The organism is Streptomyces fradiae, assembly GCF_041270065.1.
GTDB lineage: Bacteria > Actinomycetota > Actinomycetes > Streptomycetales > Streptomycetaceae > Streptomyces.
Genome location: NZ_CP065958.1, coordinates 2,981,662 through 3,004,098, shown reverse-complemented (window position 1 = coordinate 3,004,098; position 22,437 = coordinate 2,981,662). Strand labels below are relative to the sequence as shown.

Here is a 22,437-nt window from a genome sequence, read left to right as displayed (position 1 = left end):
CGGGCCTCGGCCCAGGCCGTCCGGCCCCGTCCCTCCGGGCCGTTCGGGCCCCGTCCGCGTCCTGCGGACGGGGCCCTTTCTCCGTTCCTCGCGTGTTGTCCACAGGGGGTTTTCCACAGGGGTGGCCGGAGCCGCCGGGCAGGAGGACAGTGGAGCCATGCGGGGGTGGTGGCGAGAGATTGCCGGGCTGGTGCTGCCGGGCTCCTGCGGAGGCTGCGGGAGACCCCGTACGGCGCTGTGCCCGCCGTGCGCGGTCGAACTCACCGGCGGCGCTCCCCGCCGGGTGCGGCCGGCGCCGGAGCCGCCGGGGCTGCCGGCGGTGTTCGCGGCGGCAGCCTACGAGGGCGCGACGCGGGCCGTGCTGCTCGCGCACAAGGAGCGCGGCGCGCTGCCGCTCGCCGGGCCGCTGGGCGTGGCGCTCGCGGGGGCCGTGACGGCCGCTGCCGGGGGTCGGGGCGGGCCCGGGGCCGGTGCGCTGCTTCTCGTACCGGTGCCGTCCTCGCGGCGCTCGGTGCGGGCGCGTGGCCATGATCCGACCCGGCGGATCGCCCTGGCCGCGGCGGGCCGGCTGCGGCGTACGGGACGGGCGGCGCGGGTCCTGCCGGTGCTGCGGCAGCGGCGGGAGGTGGCCGACCAGTCCGGGCTCGGTGCGCGCGGGCGGCGGGCGAACCTGGCCGGGGCGCTCGAGGTGGCGGCGTCCGGGGTGCGGCCGCTCGGCGAGGCCGTGCGGGCGGGCGCGCGGGTGGTCCTCGTGGACGACCTGATGACCACCGGGGCCTCGCTCGCGGAGGCGGCGCGGGCGCTCGCGGCGGCCGGGCACGGCCACCGCTCCGTACACCGTCCGTTCATGTTTCCGGGATTACCGGACAGGCCGAAGGGAGGCGTGGCAGGAGGAGTCGAGGAAGGGCAATTCGAACAGGCCGCGGCGGCGGTAGTCGCATCTTCTCCGTCCTCGTTCGAAATAAACCGGAACTGACGGGGAAGTTGCATCGTTGCAGGTGGTGAGAGGTGAATGCACCCGAACGGAGGTAACCGGCTCCAGCGGGTGCCGACACCCGTCCGAACGAGCTATGTTCGGTTGTGAGGAATGGCGAATGCCACACCTCATCGAATGCACGGGTGCGCCTACAGGACAGGAGTTCAAGGCGAATTAACCTCTGGTTGATGGGGTGGGGAGCTTGTCGACTGGGGAGGAGGAGGTCAGGTCGCCAAGTCCGAGGTTCCGGTAATCGCCGGGGCCTGGTGCAAAGGGATGTAGCCCGCCGGGCCAAGGAGCCGGGACGGGCAATCCGGGAACGGAGTTCTGCGTGGACATCGTCGTCAAGGGCCGCAAGACCGAGGTGCCCGAGCGGTTCCGGAAGCACGTGGCCGAGAAGCTGAAGCTGGAGAAGATCCAGAAGCTCGACGGCAAGGTGATCAGCCTCGACGTCGAGGTGTCCAAGGAGCACAACCCGCGGCAGGCCGACAGGTCGGACCGCGTGGAGATCACCCTCCACTCCCGAGGCCCGGTGATCCGGGCGGAAGCGGCAGCAGGCGACCCGTACGCAGCGCTCGACCTCGCCAGCGACAAGCTGGAGGCCCGACTGCGCAAGCAGCACGACAAGCGGTTCACCCGCCGCGGCGCCGGCCGGCTGTCGGCGGCCGAGGTCGGTGACGTCGTGCACGGCGCCGCCGAGCTCAACGGCAGCGGTGAGCTGGTCGCCGACGAGTCCGAGAACGTGCCCACCACGATGATGGGCTCGATCCAGGTCCAGGGCGAAGGGCCGCTGGTGGTCAGGGAGAAGACCCACAGTGCCGCCCCCATGAGCCTCGACCAGGCGCTCTACGAGATGGAGCTGGTCGGGCACGACTTCTATCTCTTCGTCGACTCCGACACGAAGCAGCCCAGTGTCGTCTACCGGCGACACGCCTACGACTACGGCGTCATCCACCTCGAGAGCGACCCGCTCGCCGAGGGCGGCGGCGCGGGCGGCGCGCTCGGCGGCTGATCGCCCCGGGCCGCGCGCCCCGGCCGCGGACGGACCATGACCCCGGTGCCCCTGGAGCGCTCCGCGCGCTCCCAGGGGCACCCCTGTGCGCCCGCGTGCGCCCACGGGATCACCGCACGGGGGCCGCGGCATGAAAGCATGGGCCGCACGCCAACCGGTGCTCCCCGAGCAGCGGTTGGGGACCGAAAGCGAACCAGTACATGACTTCAGGCCACGGCCTTCATGGGGGAGGAACGATGGCGGACAGCTTCGGGCCGGTGCACGGCGGGCGAACGCTCGACCAGCCGGTGAACCCGGAGGGAATGGATTCGGCCAACGGGGCGTCACGCGACGAGCCGATCCGGGTCCTCGTCGTGGACGATCACGCCCTTTTCCGCCGCGGTCTGGAGATCGTTCTCGCGCAGGAAGAGGACATCCAGGTCGTCGGCGAGGCGGGGGACGGCGCGGAAGCCGTCGACAAGGCGGCCGATCTCCTGCCCGACATCGTCCTGATGGACGTCCGCATGCCCAAGCGGGGCGGAATCGAGGCGTGCACCTCCATCAAGGAGGTCGCCCCCAGCGCGAAGATCATCATGCTGACGATCAGCGACGAGGAGGCCGACCTCTACGACGCGATCAAGGCGGGCGCCACCGGCTATCTCCTCAAGGAGATCTCCACCGACGAGGTCGCCACCGCGATCCGCGCCGTCGCCGACGGGCAGTCGCAGATCAGCCCCTCGATGGCCTCGAAGCTGCTCACCGAGTTCAAGTCGATGATCCAGCGCACCGACGAGCGCCGGCTCGTGCCCGCGCCGCGCCTGACCGACCGCGAGCTGGAGGTCCTCAAGCTCGTCGCCACCGGGATGAACAACCGGGACATCGCCAAGGAGTTGTTCATCTCCGAGAACACCGTGAAGAACCACGTCCGCAACATCCTGGAGAAGCTGCAACTGCACTCCCGGATGGAGGCCGTGGTCTACGCGATGCGGGAGAAGATCCTCGAGATCCGCTGAGGCCCGGCCCCGCCGGCCCCTCCCGGCCCCCGGCCCCGCCGGCCCCTCGCCCCCAGCCCAGCCCCCGGGACCCCGAGACCTACCCCAGGGCCTTCACCAGCGCCGGGGCCAGCTCGGGCGCGTCGACCCGCTCCACCGCCACCGCGTCGCAGCCGACCCACTCCGCGGCCTCGCGCAGCGCCTGTGCCACCGCCGGGACCGCCTTGGGGCCGTCCAGGGTGACCTGCCGGGCGACCAGTGTGCGCCCGTCCCGCGCCGGGTCCACCCGGCCCACCAGGCGGCCGCCGGCCAGGACCGGCATCGCGAAGTACCCGTACACCCGCTTCTGCTTCGGCACGTACGCCTCCAGGCGGTGCGTGAAGCCGAAGATGCGCTCGGTCCGCGGCCGCTCCCAGATCAGCGAGTCGAAGGGCGACAGCAGCGTCGTGCGGTGCCGGCCGCGCGGCTCGGTCGCGAGCGCCGCCGGATCGGCCCAGGCCGGCTTGCCCCAGCCCGCGACCGTCACCGGCACCAGACCCGAGTCCGCCACCACCGCGTCGAAGGCCTCGCCCTTGATCCGGTGATAGTCGGCGAGGTCCGCCCGGGTGCCGACGCCGAGCGCCTCGCCCGCCTGCCGGACCAGCCGGCGCAGACACTCCGTGTCGTCCAGGTCGTCGTGCAGCAGCGCGTCCGGCACGGCGCGCTCCGCCAGGTCGTACACCCGCTTCCAGCCGCGCCGCTCGGTCACGACCACCTCGCCGAACATCAGTGCCCGCTCGACGGCGATCTTCGAGTCCGACCAGTCCCACCACTCGCCCTTGTTCTTGGCGCCGCCGAGCTCGGTCGCGGTCTGCGGCCCCTCGGTCTTCAGCTGGGAGATCACCGCCTGGTACGCGTCGTCCGAGAGCTCGTGGTTCCAGTGCGGGCGGTCGCGGTAGGCGCGGCGGCGGAAGGCGAAGTGCGGCCACTCCTCGATCGGCAGGATGCAGGCCGCGTGCGACCAGTACTCGAAGGCGTGGCCGTCGGTCCAGTACGCCTCCTCGACGGCGCGTCGGCCGACCGCGCCCAGGCGCGCGTACGGAATCAGCTCGTGCGAGCGGGCGAGCACCGAGATCGTGTCCAGCTGGACCTGCCCGAGGTGACGCAGCACGCCCCGCACCCCGCCCCGGCGGTCGGGGGCGCCGAGGAACCCCTGGGCCCGCAGGGCGATCCGGCGGGCTTCGTCGGCGGACAGTTCGGCGGCGGGGCGCGGGGCGGTCGTCATGCTCCGACCCTAGAGCCCGGCACTGACAGTGCTCAGTGCCCAGAGCCCAGAGCCCAGAGCCCAGAGCCCAGAGCCCAGAGCCCAGAGCTCAGAGCTCAGGCCTCGGCGGAGGACTTCGCCGGGAGGTACGGCACGGGCGACGGCAGGTCCAGGTCGGAGGGGAGCAGGGCGCCGAGCCAGCAGTCGCGGGCCGTGCCCTTGTTGAGCAGACCGGCGCGCTCCACGCCCTCGACGACGAAACCGGCCCGCTCGGCCACGGCCCGCGAGGGCACGTTGCCGACCTCGGCCCGCCACAGCAGCCGGTGCACGCCGAGCGAGGCGAAGGCCCACCGGGCGAGCGCGCCCACGGCCTCCGTCACGTAACCGCGCCCCCGGTGCTCCTCGGTGGCCCAGAAGCCGACCTCGCGGATGCCCTCCCCGCGCGCGTGCAGGCCGATGGCGGCGAGCAGCGGGCCGCCATCGAGGGGCTCGACGGCGAAGGCGTAGTCGCTGTCGGCACGCCAGCCGTCCGGGACGATGCGGGTCACGAAGAGTTCGGCGTCCTCGCGGGTGTACGGCGCGGGGACCTGGGTCCAGCGCTGGATGGCGGGGTTCTGGCAGGCCTCGTACACCGCGCCGGCGTCGGCGGGGGTGAAGGGGCGCAGGCGCAGCCTGCCCGTGGTGAGGGTGATGGGCTCCATGACGGAATTCTGGTGACCCGCCGGGCCGGGTGCGAACACTTTTCGCAGGGGGCGGCACCTTCCGGCGGCCTCGTGCGTTGGTCAGGGAGCGAGGTGTCACGGGCGGGAGCGGGCCCCTCGGCACCGGCCCCGCACCCGTCCCGCAGCGCTCCGCCACTGCTCCGGCACTGCGGGCCTCCCTCCGTGAGGGTGGTCTCGCTTACGATGGCCGTTGCGGTGGGGACCACCTGCCGTGCCCGCGCCCGAGTCATGACAAGACCCAGTGCCAGGCCCGACCGGCAAGGAGACCAGCCTCAGTGTCCGTCTTCCACAAGCTCATGCGTGCAGGCGAAGGCAAGATCCTGCGCAAACTGCACCGCATCGCGGACCAGGTCAACTCCATCGAAGAGGACTTCGTCAACCTCTCCGACGCCGACCTGCGGGCGCTCACGGACGAGTACAAGCAGCGCTACCAGGACGGCGAGTCGCTGGACGACCTGCTTCCGGAGGCGTTCGCCACCGTCCGTGAGGCCGCCAAGCGCGTTCTCGGCCAGCGCCACTACGACGTGCAGATCATGGGCGGTGCCGCCCTCCACCTCGGGTACGTCGCCGAGATGAAGACCGGTGAGGGCAAGACCCTCGTCGGTACCCTCCCGGCGTATCTGAACGCGCTGTCCGGCAAGGGCGTCCACCTGATCACGGTGAACGACTACCTGGCCGAGCGCGACTCCGAGATGATGGGCCGCGTCCACCGCTTCCTCGGTCTGAACGTCGGCTGCATCCTCGCGAACATGACCCCGGCGCAGCGCCGTGAGCAGTACGCGTGCGACATCACGTACGGCACGAACAACGAGTTCGGCTTCGACTACCTGCGCGACAACATGGCGTGGTCCCAGGACGAGCTCGTCCAGCGCGGCCACAACTTCGCGTGCGTCGACGAGGTCGACTCGATCCTGGTCGACGAGGCCCGTACGCCGCTGATCATCTCCGGCCCGGCCGACCAGGCCACCAAGTGGTACGGCGACTTCGCCAAGCTGGTCACCCGCCTCGTCAAGGGCGAGCCCGGCAACCCGCTGAAGGGCATCGAGGAGACCGGCGACTACGAGGTCGACGAGAAGAAGCGCACCGTCGGCATCCACGAGTCCGGTGTCGCCAAGGTCGAGGACTGGCTGGGCATCGACAACCTGTACGAGTCGGTGAACACCCCGCTCGTCGGTTACCTGAACAACGCCATCAAGGCGAAGGAACTGTTCAAGAAGGACAAGGACTACGTCGTCATCGACGGCGAGGTCATGATCGTCGACGAGCACACCGGCCGTATCCTCGCCGGCCGCCGCTACAACGAGGGCATGCACCAGGCCATCGAGGCCAAGGAGGGCGTGCCGATCAAGGACGAGAACCAGACGCTCGCCACGATCACCCTCCAGAACTTCTTCCGCCTCTACGACAAGCTCTCCGGCATGACCGGTACGGCCATGACCGAGGCGGCCGAGTTCCACCAGATCTACAAGCTGGGCGTCGTGCCGATCCCGACGAACAAGCCCATGCAGCGCAAGGACCAGCCGGACCTGATCTACCGGACCGAGGTCGCGAAGTTCGCCGCCGTCGTCGACGACATCGCGGAGAAGTACGAGAAGGGCCAGCCGGTCCTCGTCGGTACGACCTCCGTCGAGAAGTCCGAGTACCTGTCGAACCAGCTCAGCAAGCGCGGCGTGCCGCACGAGGTGCTGAACGCCAAGCACCACGAGCGTGAGGCCGTGATCGTCGCGCAGGCGGGCCGCAAGGGCGCCGTCACGGTGGCCACGAACATGGCCGGCCGCGGTACGGACATCAAGCTCGGCGGCAACCCCGACGACCTCGCCGAGGCGGAGCTGCGGCAGGCGGGCCTGGACCCGGTCGAGCACGTCGAGGAGTGGGCGGCGGCGCTGCCGGGCGCGCTCGAGCGGGCCGAGAAGGCCGTGAAGGCGGAGTTCGAGGAGGTCAAGGAGCTGGGCGGGCTGTACGTGCTCGGCACCGAGCGCCACGAGTCGCGCCGTATCGACAACCAGCTGCGCGGTCGTTCCGGCCGTCAGGGCGACCCGGGCGAGTCCCGCTTCTACCTGTCGCTGGGCGACGACCTGATGCGTCTGTTCAAGGCGCAGATGGTCGAGCGGGTCATGGCCATGGCCAACGTCCCGGACGACGTGCCGATCGAGAACAAGATGGTGACGCGCGCGATCGCGTCCGCGCAGGCGCAGGTCGAGTCGCAGAACTTCGAGACGCGCAAGAACGTCCTGAAGTACGACGAGGTGCTCAACCGGCAGCGCGAGGTCATCTACGGCGAGCGCCGCCGCGTCCTGGAGGGCGAGGACCTGCACGAGCAGGTGCAGCACTTCATGGACGACACGATCGACGACTACATCCGCCAGGAGACCGCCGACGGCTTCGCCGAGGAGTGGGACCTGGACCGGCTGTGGAGCGCGTTCAAGCAGCTCTACCCGACGAAGGTCACGGTCGAGGAGCTGGAGGACGCGGCGGGCGACCGTGCGGGCATCACCGCCGAGTTCATCGCGGAGTCCGTGAAGGACGACATCCACGACCAGTACGACGCGCGCGAGAAGCAGCTCGGCTCGGACATCATGCGCGAGCTGGAGCGCCGGGTCGTGCTGTCGGTCCTGGACCGCAAGTGGCGCGAGCACCTCTACGAGATGGACTACCTCCAGGAGGGCATCGGCCTGCGCGCGATGGCGCAGAAGGACCCGCTGGTCGAGTACCAGCGCGAGGGCTTCGACATGTTCTCCGCGATGATGGAGGGCATCAAGGAGGAGTCCGTCGGCTACCTGTTCAACCTGGAGGTCCAGGTCGAGCAGCAGGTCGAGGAGGTCCCGGTGCAGGACGTGGCGCCGTCGCTCGAGAAGCAGGACGCCGTGCCGTCGGGCGCCGGGCGTCCGGAGATCCGGGCGAAGGGCCTGGACGCGCCGCAGCGTCCGGACCGGCTGCACTTCTCGGCGCCGAAGGTCGACGGTGACGGGTCGGTCGTCGAGGGCGACTTCGGCGCGGACGGTGAGCCGCTGGACGCGGGCGACGGGATGACGCGGGCGGAGCGCCGGAAGGCGCAGAAGAGCGCGGGCGGGCGTCGCCGCAAGAAGTAGTGACGTGAGGGGAGGGGCCGGTCGCCGCTTTGGGCGACCGGCCCCTCCTCGTCTGTTCACGGCTTTCTACGGCAGGCCGTCGAGCTCGACGGCGGCGCAGCGCCAGCGGAGGTCGCGGCCGCGCTCCAGGCGGAAGGCCATGGCCCGGACCCGGTCCCCGGTCGCGATCGTGGCGCAGGCCTCCACGGCCTCCCGGTGCCCCGGCTGCCGGGCGGTGCAGCGCCGCACCACCGGTCGCGGTCCGGCCGCCGACCGCAGGGGCGTCTCGGGCGCGAGCTGCACCAGCTGCTCGTACGCCTCCCCGACGGTGAAGCCGAGCATCCAGTGCACCGGCCGCTCCCCGCTCAGCACCGCGAGCAGTCGCTCCGCGAACATCAGATGCGGCGGCACCCGCAGCCCCGGCCCGCTCCCCGCCCGCCCCCGCGGCCGCGTCCCGGCGGGCCCGGCCGGCCTCCGGGGCGTCGTGCGGCGAGGGCGCGGCTGCGGCTGCGTGTCCGTTTCGGTGGTCATGCGGATCCCCGTTCGTCGCATGGAGTCACCAACCGATACCGGTCGGTAACTTTCTGTTGGGGATCTTGTACGGCCTGGACGAACCGCCGGGCAAGCGCCCCGACCGGCCCGGCGTCCACCCGCCGCGCTTCACCTATCAGGGTGACGGGCCCGGTACGGCACGGCCGCCGCCCGGTCCGCGGAGCCCGCCGGGGGCGGCGCGATCACCCGGACGGGTGGACGTGGGACCCCTCGAAGGGGGACGTGCGGTGTACCCGGGACGGGGCTCGGCGCCCGCGTGTCCGCCGTGGCGCGGAGCGCCCGGCAGAGTGACCCGGGGCGGGGCCGCCCGGCTGGTGCGCCGCCCCGGGTCCGCTGCTGCGGCGTTCGGAGCTCGGCCCGGGGCCCGTTTCCCGGGCCCTGCCGCTCCGGCGTGCGCGGCCGAGCCGCGCTCCACCGTCCGCCTGCGGCGCCGGCCGCGGGCGGCAGCCCGGCGGCCCGCCCCACCGCCCCCCGAAAGTCCCCTCCGCACGTATCCTGAGGGCGATTTCCGACGATGAAAGCGGCCTGCCATGCGTGTGTACGTACCTCTGACCCTCTCCGGGCTCGCACAGGCGTACAAGGGCGGTGAGCTGGGGCCCGGGCCCGTGGTGGCGTACGGGGTGACGCCGGCGCTGCGGGAGTGGTACGTGTCGGACGACATCGAGGAGCTGGAGTACGCGGCGCTGAGCCGGGCCGCGGCCGCGTCGTTGCGGATGATCGCGGGGGATCCGGGGGTCGCGCGGCGGCGGGTGGTCGTGGCGGTGGACGTGGCCGACAAGGACGCCGTCGTGGATCCGGGCCGGGGGCTGGACGCCGGGGCGCTCGGGGAGGTGCGGATCGCGCGGGCCGTGCCGATGGGGAAGGCCGCGGCCGTGCACGCCGACGCCGACGACGCCGAGACGGACGTCGCCGCCGCCGCGGCCGCGCTCGGTGCGGCCGATCAGGGCGACGACGACGCGCAGTTCGTCGTGGACGGCGCCGAGGACCACGAGCTGCTCTGGTACGGCGTGCAGGAAATCCCCGGACTGCTCGGCTGACCCGGGGCGGTACCGTGGCTTCCCATGGGGAAGCACGGCGCACACGGCATAGACGGCACACACGGCAAGCATCTGGTCTGGGACTGGAACGGCACGCTGCTCGACGACATCGGCGCGGTCATCGGCGCCACCAACGCGGCCTTCGCCGAGCTCGGTCTCGAACCGATCAGCCTGGAGCGGTACCGCGAGCTCTACACGGTGCCCGTTCCGAAGTTCTACGAGCGGCTCATGGGCCGGCTGCCCACCGACGACGAGTGGACGCTGATGGACGGCGCCTTCCACCGGCACTACTGGCAGCGCGCCGAGGGCTGCGGGCTCACCACCGGCGCCGCCGAGCTGCTCGCGGCGCGCCAGGCGTCCGGCTTCACCCAGTCGCTGCTCTCGCTCGCCCCGCACGCCGAGCTGATCCCGCTCGTACGCCGCCACGGCATCGCCGAGCGCTTCGTACGCATGGACGGGCGCGTCGACAGCTCCACGGACGGCAAGTCCGGGCACATGGTCCGGCACCTCGCCGCCCTGGAGGTGGCGGCCGAGCGGATCGTCGTCATCGGCGACGCCGCGGACGACGCCGTGGCGGCCCTGCACGTGGGGGCGAAGGCGGTCTTGTACACCGGCGGCTCGCACAGCCGACGCAGCCTGGAGCGGGTCGGCGTGCCCGTCGTCGACTCGCTCACCGAGGCCGTCGCCGTCGCCGACGAGATCGTCTAGGCATCAGACACCGGTCAGGCCTCCACGCCCGCCTCCCGCAGCACCTTCAGGAACTCCCGCATCCACGCCGGATGGTCCGGCCATGCCCGCGACGACACCAGCTTGCCGTCCACCACCGCCGTCGTGTCCTGGAAGCTCGCGCCCGCCGCCTGCATGTCCAGTTCGAGGGCCGGGTACGCCGTCACGCGCCGGCCCTCCAGGGAGCCGAGGGCGGCGGTCAGGAGCGGGCCGTGGCAGATCTGGGCGACCGGCTTGTCGGCGTCGAAGAAGGACTTCAGGATCTTGCGGAGCTCCGGGTCGTTGCGCAGATACTCCGGCGCCCGGCCGCCCGGGATCACCACCGCCGCGTAGTCGCCCGGGTCGACCTCGGAGAAGGCCAGGTCGGCGGGCCAGGTGTAGCCGGGCTTCTCGGTGTACGTGTCGTAGCCCGGTTCGAAGTCGTGGACCACGAAGCGGAGCTGCTTGCGGGTGGGGGCCGCGATGTCAACCTCGTACCCCTCTTCGAGCAGCCGCTGGTAGGGGTACATCACCTCCAGCGACTCCGCCGCGTCCCCGGTCACGATCAAGATCTTCGCCATGGCGACTCCCAGGTCTGTCCAGATCTCTGATGTCGGTGTACCCGTCGTACCTGTCGTGTGTGCCCCGTCGAAACATTCGTCGCTGTCCACAGTGTCAAACTTCCCGCCCCTCTTTTGTACACATAAGGCTCATGACGGCCGGGGGGTCAACAGCGATAGGCTTTTCCCGTGATCAGCGCGATACGCCATGGGGGCAGCGCAGCCCCCGGCATCCGCCCGGTTCGCCTCAGCGGCCGGGCCGACGGCGCGTTCGCCGAGATCCCCCGTCCGGTGGCCGAGAAGCGCCCGGACATCTCTCATCGCGGCATAACGTCTCTTACTACGACAGGTACCACCGCGTCGTGGCGTTGTGCCCTTTCTTCCACCGACGTCACGCAACGGCGCGCGACAGGAGTCAGAGGACATGCAGACCAAGCTGGACGAAGCCAAGGCCGAGCTGCTCGATCGGGCCGCCCGGGTAGCTGAGAACAGCCCGGTCGGGGGGCGACTTCCGACAGGGCCCGACGGGAAGCGTCCGGACCACGCGACCGTGCTCGACTACCTCCAGCGCTACTACCTGCACACCGCGCCCGAGGACCTGACCGACCGCGACCCCGTGGACGTGTTCGGCGCCGCGCTCTCGCACTACCGCCTCGCGGAGAACCGTCCGCAGGGCACCGCGAACGTCCGCGTGCACACCCCGACGGTCGAGGAGAACGGCTGGACCTGCAGCCACTCCGTCGTCGAGGTCGTCACCGACGACATGCCCTTCCTCGTCGACTCCGTGACCAACGAGCTGTCCCGCCAGGGCCGCGGCATCCACGTGGTCATCCACCCGCAGGTCCTGGTCCGCCGCGACGTCACCGGCAAGCTCATCGAGGTGCTCGCCAAGGAGCCCGAGACCAAGGCGGGGAAGGCCGGCAAGGCTGCCGCCGAGCGCCCGCACGACGTGCTCGTCGAGTCCTGGATCCACGTCGAGATCGACCGTGAGACCGACAAGGCCGACCTCAAGCAGATCACCAACGACCTGCTGCGCGTCCTGTCCGACGTCCGCGAGGCCGTCGAGGACTGGGAGAAGATGCGCGAGGCCGCGCTCCGCCTCGCCGACGGCCTGCCCGACGAGCCCACCGCCTCCGACCTGCGCCCGACCGAGGTCGAAGAGGCCCGCGAGCTGCTCCGCTGGCTCTCCGAGGACCACTTCACCTTCCTCGGCTACCGCGAGTACGAGCTGGTCAACGGCGACGCCCTGGCCGCCGTGCCCGGCACCGGCCTCGGCATCCTGCGCTCCGACCCGCACCACAGCGGCGACGACAACCACGCCCACCCGGTCTCCCCGTCCTTCAGCCGGCTGCCCGCCGACGCCCGCGCCAAGGCCCGCGAGCACAAGCTGCTGATCCTGACGAAGGCCAACAGCCGCTCGACCGTGCACCGCCCCTCGTACCTCGACTACGTGGGCGTGAAGAAGTTCGACGCCGACGGCAACGTCATCGGCGAGCGCCGCTTCCTCGGCCTGTTCTCCTCGGCCGCGTACACCGAGTCCGTGCGCCGCGTCCCCGTCATCAAGCGCAAGGTCCAGGAGGTCCTGGAGGGCGCCGGCTTCTCGCCGAGCAGCCACGACGGCCGCGACCTGCTCCAGATCCTGGAGACCTACCCGCGCGACGAGCTGTTCCAGACCCCGGTCGACGAACTGCGCTCCATCGTCACCAGCGTCCTGTACCTGCAGGAGCGCCGCCGGCTGCGGCTCTACCTGCGCCAGGACGAGTACGGCCGCTACTACTCGGCCCTCGTCTACCTGCCGCGCGACCGCTACACCACCCGCGTCCGGCTGCGGATCATCGACCTCCTCAAGGAGGAGCTGAACGGCACCAGCGTCGACTTCACGGCCTGGAACACCGAGTCGATCCTCTCCCGGCTGCACTTCGTCATCCGCGTCGAGCCCGGCACCGAGCTGGCCAAGCTCACCGAGGCCGACGTCGACCGCATCGAGTCCCGGCTCGCCGACGCCACCCGCTCCTGGGCCGACGGCTTCGCCGAGGCGCTCAACGCCGAGTGCGGCGAGGAGCGTGCCGCCGAGCTGCTGCGCCGCTACGGCAACGCCTTCCCCGAGGGCTACAAGGCCGACCACTCGCCGCGCGCCGCCGTCGCCGACCTCCAGCACCTGGAGGCCCTCGCCGGCAGCGAGAAGGACTTCGCGCTCTCCCTCTACGAGCCGGTCGCGTCCGGCTCCGGCGAGCGCCGCTTCAAGATCTACAAGACCGGCGAGCAGATCTCCCTCTCCGCCGTCCTGCCGGTGCTCAACCGGCTCGGCGTCGAGGTCACCGACGAGCGCCCCTACGAGCTGCGCTGCGCCGACCGCACCCACGCCTGGGTCTACGACTTCGGCCTGCGGATGCCCACGCCCACCGGCAACGGCGACTACCTCGGCGACGACGCCCGCGAGCGCTTCCAGGAGGCCTTCGCCGCCACCTGGACCGGCGAGGCCGAGAACGACGGCTTCAACTCGCTGGTGCTGTCCGCCGGTCTCACCTGGCGCGAGGCGATGGTGCTGCGCGCCTACGCCAAGTACCTGCGGCAGGCCGGTTCGACCTTCAGCCAGGACTACATGGAGGACACCCTCCGCAACAACGTCCACACCACCCGGCTCCTGGTCAACCTCTTCGAGGCGCGGATGGCGCCGGAGCGGCAGCGCGCCGGCACCGAGCTGATCGACGGACTCCTGGAGGAGCTGGACGGCGCCCTGGACCAGGTCGCCTCCCTCGACGAGGACCGCATCCTGCGCTCCTTCCTCACCGTCATCAAGGCCACGCTCCGGACGAATTTCTTCCAGAAGGCCGAGAACGGCCGGCCGCACCCGTACGTGTCGATGAAGTTCGACCCGCAGGCCATCCCTGACCTGCCGGCGCCGCGCCCGGCCTTCGAGATCTGGGTGTACTCGCCGCGCGTCGAGGGCGTCCACCTGCGCTTCGGCAAGGTCGCCCGAGGCGGCCTGCGCTGGTCCGACCGCCGTGAGGACTTCCGTACCGAGATCCTCGGCCTGGTCAAGGCGCAGATGGTGAAGAACACCGTCATCGTGCCGGTCGGCGCCAAGGGCGGCTTCGTCGCCAAGCAGCTCCCGGACCCGTCCGTGGACCGTGACGCGTGGCTGGCCGAGGGCATCGCCTCGTACAAGACCTTCATCTCCGCCCTCCTCGACATCACCGACAACCTGGTGGCCGGCGAGGTCGTGCCCCCGGCGGACGTGGTCCGCCACGACGAGGACGACACCTACCTGGTCGTCGCCGCCGACAAGGGCACCGCGACCTTCTCCGACATCGCCAACGGCGTGGCCCAGGACTACGGCTTCTGGCTGGGCGACGCCTTCGCCTCCGGCGGCTCCGCCGGCTACGACCACAAGGGCATGGGCATCACCGCCCGCGGCGCCTGGGAGTCGGTCAAGCGGCACTTCCGCGAGCTGGGCCACGACACCCAGACCGAGGACTTCACCGTGGTCGGCGTCGGCGACATGTCCGGCGACGTCTTCGGCAACGGCATGCTGCTCTCCGAGCACATCCGCCTCGTCGCGGCCTTCGACCACCGCCACATCTTCATCGACCCGAACCCGGACGCGGCCACCTCGTACGCCGAGCGCCGCCGGCTCTTCGACCTGCCGCGCTCGTCGTGGGCGGACTACAACACGGAGCTGCTGTCCGCGGGCGGCGGCATCCACCCCCGTACCGCCAAGTCCATCCCGGTCAACGCGCAGATGCGGGCCGCCCTCGGCATCGAGGACGGGATCACCAAGCTGACCCCGGCCGAGCTGATGAAGTCGATCCTGCAGTCGCCCGTCGACCTGCTGTGGAACGGCGGCATCGGCACGTACGTGAAGTCGAGCGCCGAGTCGAACGCCGAGGTCGGCGACAAGGCCAACGACGCCATCCGCGTCGACGGCCAGGACGTGCGCGCCAAGGTCATCGGCGAGGGCGGCAACCTCGGCGCGACCCAGCTGGGCCGCATCGAGTTCGCCCGCACCGGCGGCCCGGCCGGCGAGGGCGGCAAGGTCAACACCGACGCCATCGACAACAGCGCCGGCGTGGACACCTCCGACCACGAGGTCAACATCAAGATCCTGCTGAACGGTCTGGTCGCCGAGGGCGACATGACCCTCAAGCAGCGCAACAAGATCCTCGCCGAGATGACGGACGAGGTCGGCGCGCTGGTGCTGCGCAACAACTACGCGCAGAACACCGCCCTGGCCAACGCCATCGCCCAGTCGCCGTCCCTGCTCCACGCCCACCAGCGCTTCATGCGCCGGCTCGGCCGCGACGGGGCGCTCGACCGCTCGCTGGAGTTCCTGCCCAACGACCGGCAGATCCGCGACCTGCTCAACAACGCCAGGGGCCTGTCCCAGCCGGAGCTGGCCGTCCTCCTCGCGTACACGAAGATCACCGCGGCCGACGAGCTGATCGGCACCGATCTGCCGGACGACCCGTACCTGCGCGGGCTGCTGCACGCCTACTTCCCGACGCAGCTGCGCGACACCTTCGCCGAGGCCGTCGACACCCACCCGCTGCGCCGGGAGATCATCACCACGGTCCTGGTCAACGACACCGTCAACACCGGTGGCTCGACCTTCCTGCACCGCCTCCGCGAGGAGACCGGCGCGTCGATCGAGGAGATCGTGCGCGCGCAGACCGCGGCCCGCGTGATCTTCCGCCTGGGCGAGGTCTGGGACGCGGTCGAGGACCTCGACAACAAGGTGGCCGCCGAGTTCCAGACCCGGATGCGCCTGCACTCGCGCCGCCTGGTCGAGCGCGGCACCCGCTGGCTGCTCAACAACCGGCCGCAGCCGCTCCGGATCGGCGAGACCATCGAGTTCTTCGCGGAGCGGGTCGAGCAGGTCTGGGAGAAGCTGCCGCAGCTGCTGCGCGGCTCGGACCTGGAGTGGTACCAGTCGATCCTGGAGGAGCTGACCGGTGTCGGCGTCCCGGAGGAGCTGGCGCTGCGCGTGGCCGGGTTCTCCTCCGCCTTCCCGACGCTCGACATCGTCGCGATCGCGGACCGCACCGGCAAGGACCCGCTGGCGGTCGCCGAGGTCTACTACGACCTGGCCGACCGGCTGCGGATCTCCGACCTGATGGACCGGATCATCGAGCTGCCGCGCAACGACCGCTGGCAGTCCATGGCCCGCGCCTCCATCCGCGAGGACCTCTTCGCCGCGCACGCCGGGCTCACCTCCGACGTCCTGTCGGCCGGGAACGGCACCTCCACCCCGGAGCAGCGGTTCAAGGACTGGGAGGACAAGAACGCGGCGATCCTGGGCCGCGCGCGCACGACCCTGGAGGAGATCCAGGGCTCGGACGCCTTCGACCTGGCGAACCTGTCGGTCGCGATGCGGACGATGCGCACCCTGCTCCGTACGCACAGCTAGTCCCGTTTGCGGGAGGGGGCGCCCCCGTCGGTCTTCGTGACCGGCGGGGGCGCCCCCCTTTTTTTGCGTGTGTACGGCGCGCGTACGGCGTACGTACGGTTACGAGGTCACCGTCGCCGTCCACAGGCGCCGCGCGGCCACCACGGCCGCCGCGAGCAGCAGGGCGTTGCGGGCCGTCATGACGGCGAGGCCCTGCCAGGTGCCGGCGACGACGTCCTCGTACAGGACGGGGTAGGCGAGGGCGCTGAGCGCGGCGGCCGGCAGGAGCAGCAGGGCGACCGGGCGCATGACGGTGGCCCGGGAGGTCAGACAGACGGCGGCGAGGCCGAGCAGCCAGATCAGGTACTGGGGGCTGATCACCCGGCTGGTGACGGTGAAGAGCAGCACGGCGGCGAGGGCCGCGTCGAGCGGGGTGGCCGCGGTCCAGCGGTGCGCCCGGATGCGCCAGAACACCAGCCAGATGAAGGCGGCGGCGGTCAGGAACAGGGCCAGGTGCCCGACGGTGGAGACGTACGGGCCGACGTACTCGAAGGCGCCGAAGCGGAACTGGACACTGCCGGGCCACAGACCGGTGGCGCGGGCGAGGGCCAGGGCGGTGCCGCCGAGGGACTCGATCTGCACGCCCCGGTCGCCCTGCTGGCGCAGGAAGCCGAGGGGCTCGGCGAAGAGCAGGGCGAGGACGGCGAGCAGGGTCAGCGCGGTGACGGCGGCGGCGGTCCAGGACTCGCGGGTGGTGCGGCCGCGCGGGGTGCCGATCAGCGCGAGCGCGGGCCAGACCTTCACCATCGCGCCGAGTCCGGCGAGGACGCCGCCGATCCGGTGGGCGGCGGCCGGCCGGGCGGTGAGGGCGAGCAGGGCGAGGACGGCGAGGGCGGTGGTCTGCACGTCGTAGCGGGCGAGCGGGATGTGCAGGAGCAGCGGCAGGCCGAGCGCCCAGTACCAGGCGCCGTGGGTGAGCCGGGCGCGGTCGGCGCGGGCGAGCGCGACGGTGACGACGGCGTCGGCGAGCAGCGCGAGGGCGACGAAGGCCTGGAAGTAGCTGAGCCAGGGCAGCGCGCCGGGCGCCATGATGACCAGGCCGGCGCCCGGCGGGTACTGCCAGGTGACGTCGCCGGGCGGGAAGGTGCCGTGCGCGAACTGGCCGTACCAGTACCGGTAGAGGAGGGAGACCTCGCTGCCCACGCCGCCGATGCCGAGGTCGTCGCGGATCAGGAGCAGCAGCATGCCGGCCCGGGTGAGCAGCCAGACGGCGGCGAGGGCGAGCAGCGGGCCGCGCCCGACGGTCACGAAGGTGGCGGAGGTGAACGTCTCCGACTCGAAGGGCGAGCGGGTGAGGGCGGGCGGCGGCGCGTGCGTGTCGTGCGTGGCTTCGGTGGTGCGGGCCGCGGTGGGGGTGTCCTGCGGGGGCGGGTCGGTCGTCACCCCACCGCACTATAGTCCGCTATGTCCTCTTTGTTGTGGTCTTGGTGGCCGTTCCGGTGAAGTGTTCGTACGCCGCCACGACCTCGTCCGCCGGTCCGTCCATGCGCAGTTCGCCCGCCTCCAGCCACAGCGCCCGGTCGCAGGTCTCGGTGATGGTCGTGTTCGAGTGGCTGACCAGGAAGACCGTGCCCGCCTCGGCGCGCAGTTCGTCGATCCGCTGCCGGCTGCGGCGGCGGAAGGCCGCGTCGCCGGTGGCCAGGGCCTCGTCGATGAGCAGCACGTCATGGCTGCGGGCGGCGGCGATGGAGAAGCGGAGCCGGGCGCCCATGCCGGAGGAGTAGGTGCGCATCGGCAGCGAGACGAAGTCGCCCTTGTCGTTGATCCCGGAGAAGTCGACGATGTCGGCGTACCGGGCGGTGATCTCCCGGCGGCTCATGCCCATGGCGAGCCCGCCGAGGATCACGTTCCGCTCGCCGGTCAGATCGCCCATCAGGGCGGCGTTGACGCCGAGCAGGGCGGGGCGCCCCTGGGTGTAGATCCGGCCCTCGCTGGTCGGAAGCAGTCCGGCGACCGCCTTCAGGAGGGTCGACTTCCCCGATCCGTTCAAACCGATCAGGCCGATCGCCTCGCCCCGGTACGCGGCGAAGCTCACGCCCTTCACGGCGTGGACGCTCCGGGTGCTTCGGGGGCCGCTGCGCTCGGTGTACGTGATGTGGACGCCGTCGGCGACGACGGTGGGTGTGCGGGGATCGAGGTGCGCGTGCTCAGCCACGGCCGTAGGTCTCCTCAGCCTTCCAGAAGTAGACGAAGCCGCCCGCGAAGGCGAGCAGCGCCCAGCCGGCCGCCAGCGCCCACACGTGCGGCGGCAACTGGTCGGCGGTGAAGCTCTCCACGAGCGCGAAGCGCATCAGGTCGATGTAGACGGCGGCCGGATTGGCCCGGAGCAGCAGCACCACCGCGTGCGGCAGGCCGCGGCCCTCGGTGACGTGGGCGATGGACCACATCACGCCGGAGGCGTACATCCAGGTGCGCAGCAGGAACGGCATCAGCTGCGCGATGTCGGGCGTACGGGCCGCGAGGCGGGCCATCGCGAGCGCGAGCCCGGTGCTGAACAGCGCCTGCAGGGCCAGCGCGGGCACCGCGAGCAGCCAGCTCGGGCGCGGGAACTCGCCGAAGCAGAAGAGGATCACGACCAGCGCGCCGAGCGAGAAGACCAGCTGCTGGAGCTGCTGCAGCGCGAGCGCGATCGGGAGGCTGGCGCGCGGGAAGTGCAGCGCCCGGACCAGACCGAGGTTGCCGCTGATGGCGCGGGTGCCGGTCATGAGCGTCTGTGAGGTGAAGGTCCACACGAAGACGCCGGTGATCAGGAACGGCACGTAGTCCGGGATGCCGTGCTGCACGTCCATGAGGACGCCGAAGATCGCGTAGTAGACGGCCGCGTTGAGCAGCGGGGTCATCACGTGCCAGACCTGGCCGAGCCTGGCCTGGCTGTACTGCGCCGTGAGCTTGGCCGTCGCGAAGGCGGTGACGAAGTCCCGCCGGGACCACAGCTGCCGCACGTACGCGGGGAGGGAGGGGCGCGCGCCGCTCACCGTGAGCCCGTGGCGCAGGGCGAGGGCGCGCAGCTCCTCGGAGGTGAGGGGTGTCGGAGCTGTGGTGGGCGGTTTGCCGAGGGTGTGGGTCGTCACGGGATCGCCTTCGATGGAACGGGTCCGTATCGTCGCTACGGGGAGGTTAGGACGACTCGCCGTCGGAACGCAACCGTCTCGTCGTCACGCCGGTGTCTGGTAACCGCTGGTTAAGATCCTGTGCATGACGCCACCCACCGGACCCTCGGGAACCCCTCGCCGCGCCCCCGCGGGAGCCGCCGTGCTCCGGGAGGACGTCACCGAGGCCATCCGCGCCGCCGTCTTCGAGGAACTGGCCGCGGTCGGCTTCGCCCGGATGTCCATCGAGGGCATCGCCCGCCGCGCCGGGGTCGGCAAGACCGCCGTCTACCGGCGCTGGAAGTCCAAGCTCTCGCTCGTCCTCGACCTGGTCGGCGCCGTCGCCGTGCAGGGCCTGCCCGCCCCGGCCACCGGCTCGCTGCACGGCGACGTCCGCGCCCTCCTGGAACTCGCCGCGCACGCCCTGCGCCACCCGGTGGCCTCGCAGGTCATCCCGGACCTCCTCGTCGAGGCCGCCCGGCACCCCGAGATCGCCGACAGCCTGAAGGCCGCCCTGCTCGACCCGCAGCAGGGCGTCGTCGCCCAGGTCGTTCGCGCCGCCGTCGAGCGCGGTGAACTGCCGGCCGACGCCGACCCCGACCGCGCCCTGGACCTCGTGATGGGCCCGCTCTACTGGCGGCTCGTCGTGGTGCGCACCGAGCCGCCGAAGGGCTACCTCGACGACCTGGCGCGCTCGGCGGTGGCCGCGCTCACCGCGTAACCGCCCTTCTGTGTGGTGTGGGGGCTACTTCACGGCGCCCGCCATCACCCCGTTCACGAACTGCCGCTGGAAGGCGAAGAAGACGAGCAGCGGGATCACCATTGACACGAACGCGCCCGGCGCGAGCACGTCGACGTTGTTGCCGAACTGCCGGACCTGCTGCTGCAGCGCCACCGTGATCGGCGGCGACTGCGCGTCCGCGAAGATCAGCGCCACCAGCATGTCGTTCCACACCCACAGGAACTGGAAGATGCCGAGCGAGGCCACCGCCGGGCCGCCGAGCGGCAGCACCACCCGGGTGAACAGGCGCAGCTCGCCCGCCCCGTCGAGCCGGGCGGCCTCAAGCAGCTCGCGCGGGATCTCCGCGAAGAAGTTCCGCAGCAGGAAGATCGCGAACGGCAGGCCGAAGGCCGTGTGGAACAGCACCACGCCCAGCGTCGTCTCGAAGATCCCCACCGCGCCGAACAGCTTCGACACCGGGACCAGTGCCACCTGCACCGGCACCACGAGCAGCGCCACCACGAGCAGGAACCACCAGTCCCGGCCCGGGAAGTCCAGCCACGCGAAGGCGTAGCCGGCGAAGGCGCCGATCACGATCACGAGGAGGGTGGCCGGGACGGTGATCAGGACCGTGGAGACGAGGGAGCTCGTGATGGCGTCGTTGGAGAGGAGCTCGCGGTAGTTCTCGGTGGTCAGCTCGGCCGGCGCGGCGAACACCCGCCACCAGCCGCTGGAGGAGATGTCGGAGGGCGAGCGGAGCGAGGAGAGCAGCAGCCCGACCGTCGGCATCAGCCAGAACAGCGCGACCAGGACCAGGAAGACGCGCAGCGCGCCGCCGGCGGCACGGCCGGCGAGCCGCGCCGCGAGCCCGGTGTTCCGGCTGCCGGGGCGGTCAGCGGTCGTGCTGCTCGCGCTGGTCACGCCGCTCGCGCTGCTCATCGGCGGTTCTCCCTTCGCATACGGCGGATGTTCACGGCCATCACCGGCAGCACCAGCAACAGCAGCACCACGGCGATCGCCGAGCCCACCCCGAGGTCCGCGTCCGTCCCGAAGGACGAGCGGTAGAGCTGCAGCGCGAGCACGTTCGCGTCGTCCTGCGCCGAGCCCGGCGCGATGATGAAGACCAGGTCGAAGACCTTGAGGACATTGATCATCAGGGTCACCAGGACGACGCCCAGGACCGGCGCGAGCAGCGGCACGGTGATCCGCCGGAACACCTGCCACTCGTTCGCCCCGTCGACCCGGGCCGCCTCCAGGACGTCACGCGGCAGCCCGGCGAGCCCGGCGGCGATGAGCACCATCGCGAACCCGGCCCACATCCACACGTAACTGCCGATGATCGCCGGCGTGACGAGGTTCGGGCCCAGCCACGAGACCCCGTTGTACTGCTCGCGGAAGTTGCTCGCGGGCAGGCGCAGGACGGCCCCCTCGGCGGCGGCGTCGAGCGTGAAGCCGCCGTCGGCGGCGGCCGTCGCCCGGGCCACCACATGGCCGTCCTTCACCGCCTCGATGCGCAGCCCCTTGAGCCCGAGCTCCTTCGGGTCGACCGTGTTCGGCCGCCCGCCGCCGCCCCGGGTGAAGTCCAGCCACGCGACGCCTTCGATCGTGTCCTTGACCCCCGCCGCCGGGGTACGGGCCGGGCGGGCGCCCTCCGGCATCTGCGCCGGGGCCACGCCGACCAGCGGGAGCCGGGCCACCTCGCCCGCGCGGACCGGGGACTTCGTCTCGTACCCGCCGCCGGGAGCCGCCTTCAGCGGGTGCACCGGGAGGGGGCGGGCGCGCGGGAAGACGGAGGCCTCGGCGAAGGTGTCGTGCACCCCGACCCAGACCGCGTTGGCGACCCCGCGGTCCGGGTCCTGCTCGTACACGAGCCGGAAGATGATCCCGGCGGCGAGCATCGAGATCGCCATCGGCATGAAGACCACCAGCTTGAACGCCGTGCCCCAGCGCACCCGTTCGGTGAGCACGGCGAAGACCAGACCGAGGGCCGTCGCCACGGTCGGCGCGAGCACCACCCAGATGAGGTTGTTGCGCAGCGCGGTGCGGATCGCGTCGTCCGTGAACAGCGCGACGTAGTTGTCGAGGCCCGCGAAGGAGTCCCCGGCCTGGTCGAAGAGGGAGCGCTGGACGGAGTACCCGATGGGGTAGACGACGAGCGCGCCGAGGAGGACGAGGGCCGGGAGGAGGAAGAGCGCGGCGACGGCGGTGTGACGGGAGCGGGCGGACCGGGGGGCCTTGACGGGTCTGACAAGGCCGAGGGGTTCGGCGGGTGTGGGGGATGTGGTGGACGTCGTGGATGCGGCGGACGTGGGGGACCCGGTGGGCGTGTCCACCG

General features: G+C 71.4%; 17 protein-coding genes. 8 read left to right on the top strand and 9 right to left on the bottom strand.

Translation table 11 applies throughout. The features are described from left to right. Positions 1–157 precede the first annotated feature (157 nt). The 3 genes from JAO84_RS13495 to JAO84_RS13485 all read left to right on the top strand — a co-directional run bounded on the left by JAO84_RS13495 (position 158) and on the right by JAO84_RS13485 (position 2,980). Complete coding sequence (locus JAO84_RS13495; RefSeq protein WP_370413080.1) at positions 158–976, top strand: ComF family protein; 819 nt, start codon at positions 158–160, stop codon at positions 974–976. 331 nt (positions 977–1,307) lie between these two features. Further along, entirely contained in the window at positions 1,308–1,988 is a 681-nt protein-coding gene (hpf, locus tag JAO84_RS13490) for a ribosome hibernation-promoting factor, HPF/YfiA family (RefSeq protein ID WP_265868031.1), read from the top strand. A gap of 236 nt (positions 1,989–2,224) precedes the next feature. Next, positions 2,225–2,980, top strand: coding sequence for a response regulator transcription factor (locus JAO84_RS13485; RefSeq protein ID WP_265868032.1), 756 nt, complete (start codon positions 2,225–2,227; stop codon positions 2,978–2,980). A gap of 79 nt (positions 2,981–3,059) precedes the next feature. On the opposite strand, the gene JAO84_RS13480 is transcribed toward JAO84_RS13485, so the two are convergent. Both JAO84_RS13480 and JAO84_RS13475 read right to left on the bottom strand, forming a co-directional pair. Next, positions 3,060–4,223, bottom strand: a complete 1,164-nt coding sequence (locus JAO84_RS13480; RefSeq protein ID WP_370413079.1) for a winged helix-turn-helix domain-containing protein — start codon at positions 4,221–4,223, stop codon at positions 3,060–3,062. A gap of 95 nt (positions 4,224–4,318) precedes the next feature. After that, a complete protein-coding gene (locus tag JAO84_RS13475; protein WP_370413078.1) occupies positions 4,319–4,903 on the bottom strand; it encodes a GNAT family N-acetyltransferase in 585 nt (194 codons plus the stop codon). 296 nt (positions 4,904–5,199) lie between these two features. On the opposite strand from JAO84_RS13475, the gene secA reads away from it, so the two are divergent. Then, positions 5,200–8,013, top strand: coding sequence for a preprotein translocase subunit SecA (gene secA, locus JAO84_RS13470; protein WP_265868035.1), 2,814 nt, complete (start codon positions 5,200–5,202; stop codon positions 8,011–8,013). A 66-nt stretch (positions 8,014–8,079) separates the two neighbouring features. On the opposite strand, the gene JAO84_RS13465 is transcribed toward secA, so the two are convergent. Then, positions 8,080–8,523, bottom strand: coding sequence for an Rv3235 family protein (locus tag JAO84_RS13465; protein ID WP_370413077.1), 444 nt, complete (start codon positions 8,521–8,523; stop codon positions 8,080–8,082). Positions 8,524–9,074: 551 nt separating this feature from the next. Between JAO84_RS13465 and JAO84_RS13460 the strand changes: the two genes are divergently transcribed. Beyond that, positions 9,075–9,581: a hypothetical protein gene (locus tag JAO84_RS13460; RefSeq protein ID WP_370413076.1), complete on the top strand. Its 507-nt coding sequence runs from the start codon at positions 9,075–9,077 to the stop codon at positions 9,579–9,581. Positions 9,582–9,605: 24 nt separating this feature from the next. Then, complete coding sequence (locus JAO84_RS13455; protein ID WP_370413075.1) at positions 9,606–10,289, top strand: HAD family hydrolase; 684 nt, start codon at positions 9,606–9,608, stop codon at positions 10,287–10,289. 14 nt (positions 10,290–10,303) lie between these two features. Here the strand turns inward: JAO84_RS13455 and JAO84_RS13450 are convergent, their stop codons facing one another. Beyond that, positions 10,304–10,867: a DJ-1/PfpI family protein gene (locus JAO84_RS13450; protein ID WP_370413074.1), complete on the bottom strand. Its 564-nt coding sequence runs from the start codon at positions 10,865–10,867 to the stop codon at positions 10,304–10,306. 403 nt (positions 10,868–11,270) lie between these two features. Here JAO84_RS13450 and JAO84_RS13445 point away from each other — a divergent pair, with 403 nt between their 5' ends. Beyond that, the gene (locus JAO84_RS13445; protein ID WP_370413073.1) at positions 11,271–16,253 is read left to right on the top strand and encodes an NAD-glutamate dehydrogenase; all 4,983 of its coding nucleotides are present in this window, start codon (positions 11,271–11,273) and stop codon (positions 16,251–16,253) included. 99 nt (positions 16,254–16,352) lie between these two features. Here JAO84_RS13445 and JAO84_RS13440 read toward each other — a convergent pair whose 3' ends face one another. From JAO84_RS13440 to JAO84_RS13430, 3 genes are all read right to left on the bottom strand, one after another. Further along, complete coding sequence (locus JAO84_RS13440; protein ID WP_370416752.1) at positions 16,353–17,540, bottom strand: glycosyltransferase 87 family protein; 1,188 nt, start codon at positions 17,538–17,540, stop codon at positions 16,353–16,355. Between the two features lie 154 nt (positions 17,541–17,694). Further along, on the bottom strand, positions 17,695–18,447 hold the full coding sequence (locus JAO84_RS13435; RefSeq protein WP_370413072.1) for an ABC transporter ATP-binding protein: 753 nt from the start codon (positions 18,445–18,447) through the stop codon (positions 17,695–17,697). Then, entirely contained in the window at positions 18,440–19,363 is a 924-nt protein-coding gene (locus tag JAO84_RS13430; protein ID WP_370413071.1) for an ABC transporter permease, read from the bottom strand. Before JAO84_RS13430 ends, JAO84_RS13435 begins: the two co-directional genes overlap by 8 nt. A gap of 124 nt (positions 19,364–19,487) precedes the next feature. Between JAO84_RS13430 and JAO84_RS13425 the strand changes: the two genes are divergently transcribed. Next, the gene (locus JAO84_RS13425) at positions 19,488–20,102 is read left to right on the top strand and encodes a TetR/AcrR family transcriptional regulator (protein WP_370413070.1); all 615 of its coding nucleotides are present in this window, start codon (positions 19,488–19,490) and stop codon (positions 20,100–20,102) included. Positions 20,103–20,126: 24 nt separating this feature from the next. On the opposite strand, the gene JAO84_RS13420 is transcribed toward JAO84_RS13425, so the two are convergent. Then, positions 20,127–21,041 carry a carbohydrate ABC transporter permease gene (locus tag JAO84_RS13420; RefSeq protein ID WP_370413069.1) on the bottom strand — a complete coding sequence of 305 codons (915 nt, stop codon included), beginning with the start codon at positions 21,039–21,041 and terminating at the stop codon, positions 20,127–20,129. Continuing rightward, positions 21,038–22,435, bottom strand: coding sequence for a carbohydrate ABC transporter permease (locus JAO84_RS13415; RefSeq protein ID WP_370413068.1), 1,398 nt, complete (start codon positions 22,433–22,435; stop codon positions 21,038–21,040). The genes JAO84_RS13420 and JAO84_RS13415 overlap by 4 nt, the downstream gene beginning before the upstream one ends. Between the last annotated feature and the right edge of the window lie 2 nt (positions 22,436–22,437).

What these genes read in the sequence shown, in the direction of transcription:
- JAO84_RS13495 (WP_370413080.1), top strand. Translation starts at nt 158, where the DNA reads ATGCGGGGGTGGTGGCGAGAGATTGCCGGGCTGGTGCTGCCGGGCTCC.
- JAO84_RS13485 (WP_265868032.1), top strand. Translation starts at nt 2,225, where the DNA reads ATGGCGGACAGCTTCGGGCCGGTGCACGGCGGGCGAACGCTCGACCAG.
- JAO84_RS13480 (WP_370413079.1), bottom strand. Translation starts at nt 4,223, where the DNA reads ATGACGACCGCCCCGCGCCCCGCCGCCGAACTGTCCGCCGACGAAGCC.
- JAO84_RS13475 (WP_370413078.1), bottom strand. Translation starts at nt 4,903, where the DNA reads ATGGAGCCCATCACCCTCACCACGGGCAGGCTGCGCCTGCGCCCCTTC.
- JAO84_RS13465 (WP_370413077.1), bottom strand. Translation starts at nt 8,523, where the DNA reads ATGACCACCGAAACGGACACGCAGCCGCAGCCGCGCCCTCGCCGCACG.
- JAO84_RS13460 (WP_370413076.1), top strand. Translation starts at nt 9,075, where the DNA reads ATGCGTGTGTACGTACCTCTGACCCTCTCCGGGCTCGCACAGGCGTAC.
- JAO84_RS13455 (WP_370413075.1), top strand. Translation starts at nt 9,606, where the DNA reads ATGGGGAAGCACGGCGCACACGGCATAGACGGCACACACGGCAAGCAT.
- JAO84_RS13450 (WP_370413074.1), bottom strand. Translation starts at nt 10,867, where the DNA reads ATGGCGAAGATCTTGATCGTGACCGGGGACGCGGCGGAGTCGCTGGAG.
- JAO84_RS13445 (WP_370413073.1), top strand. Translation starts at nt 11,271, where the DNA reads ATGCAGACCAAGCTGGACGAAGCCAAGGCCGAGCTGCTCGATCGGGCC.
- JAO84_RS13425 (WP_370413070.1), top strand. Translation starts at nt 19,488, where the DNA reads ATGACGCCACCCACCGGACCCTCGGGAACCCCTCGCCGCGCCCCCGCG.
- JAO84_RS13420 (WP_370413069.1), bottom strand. Translation starts at nt 21,041, where the DNA reads ATGAGCAGCGCGAGCGGCGTGACCAGCGCGAGCAGCACGACCGCTGAC.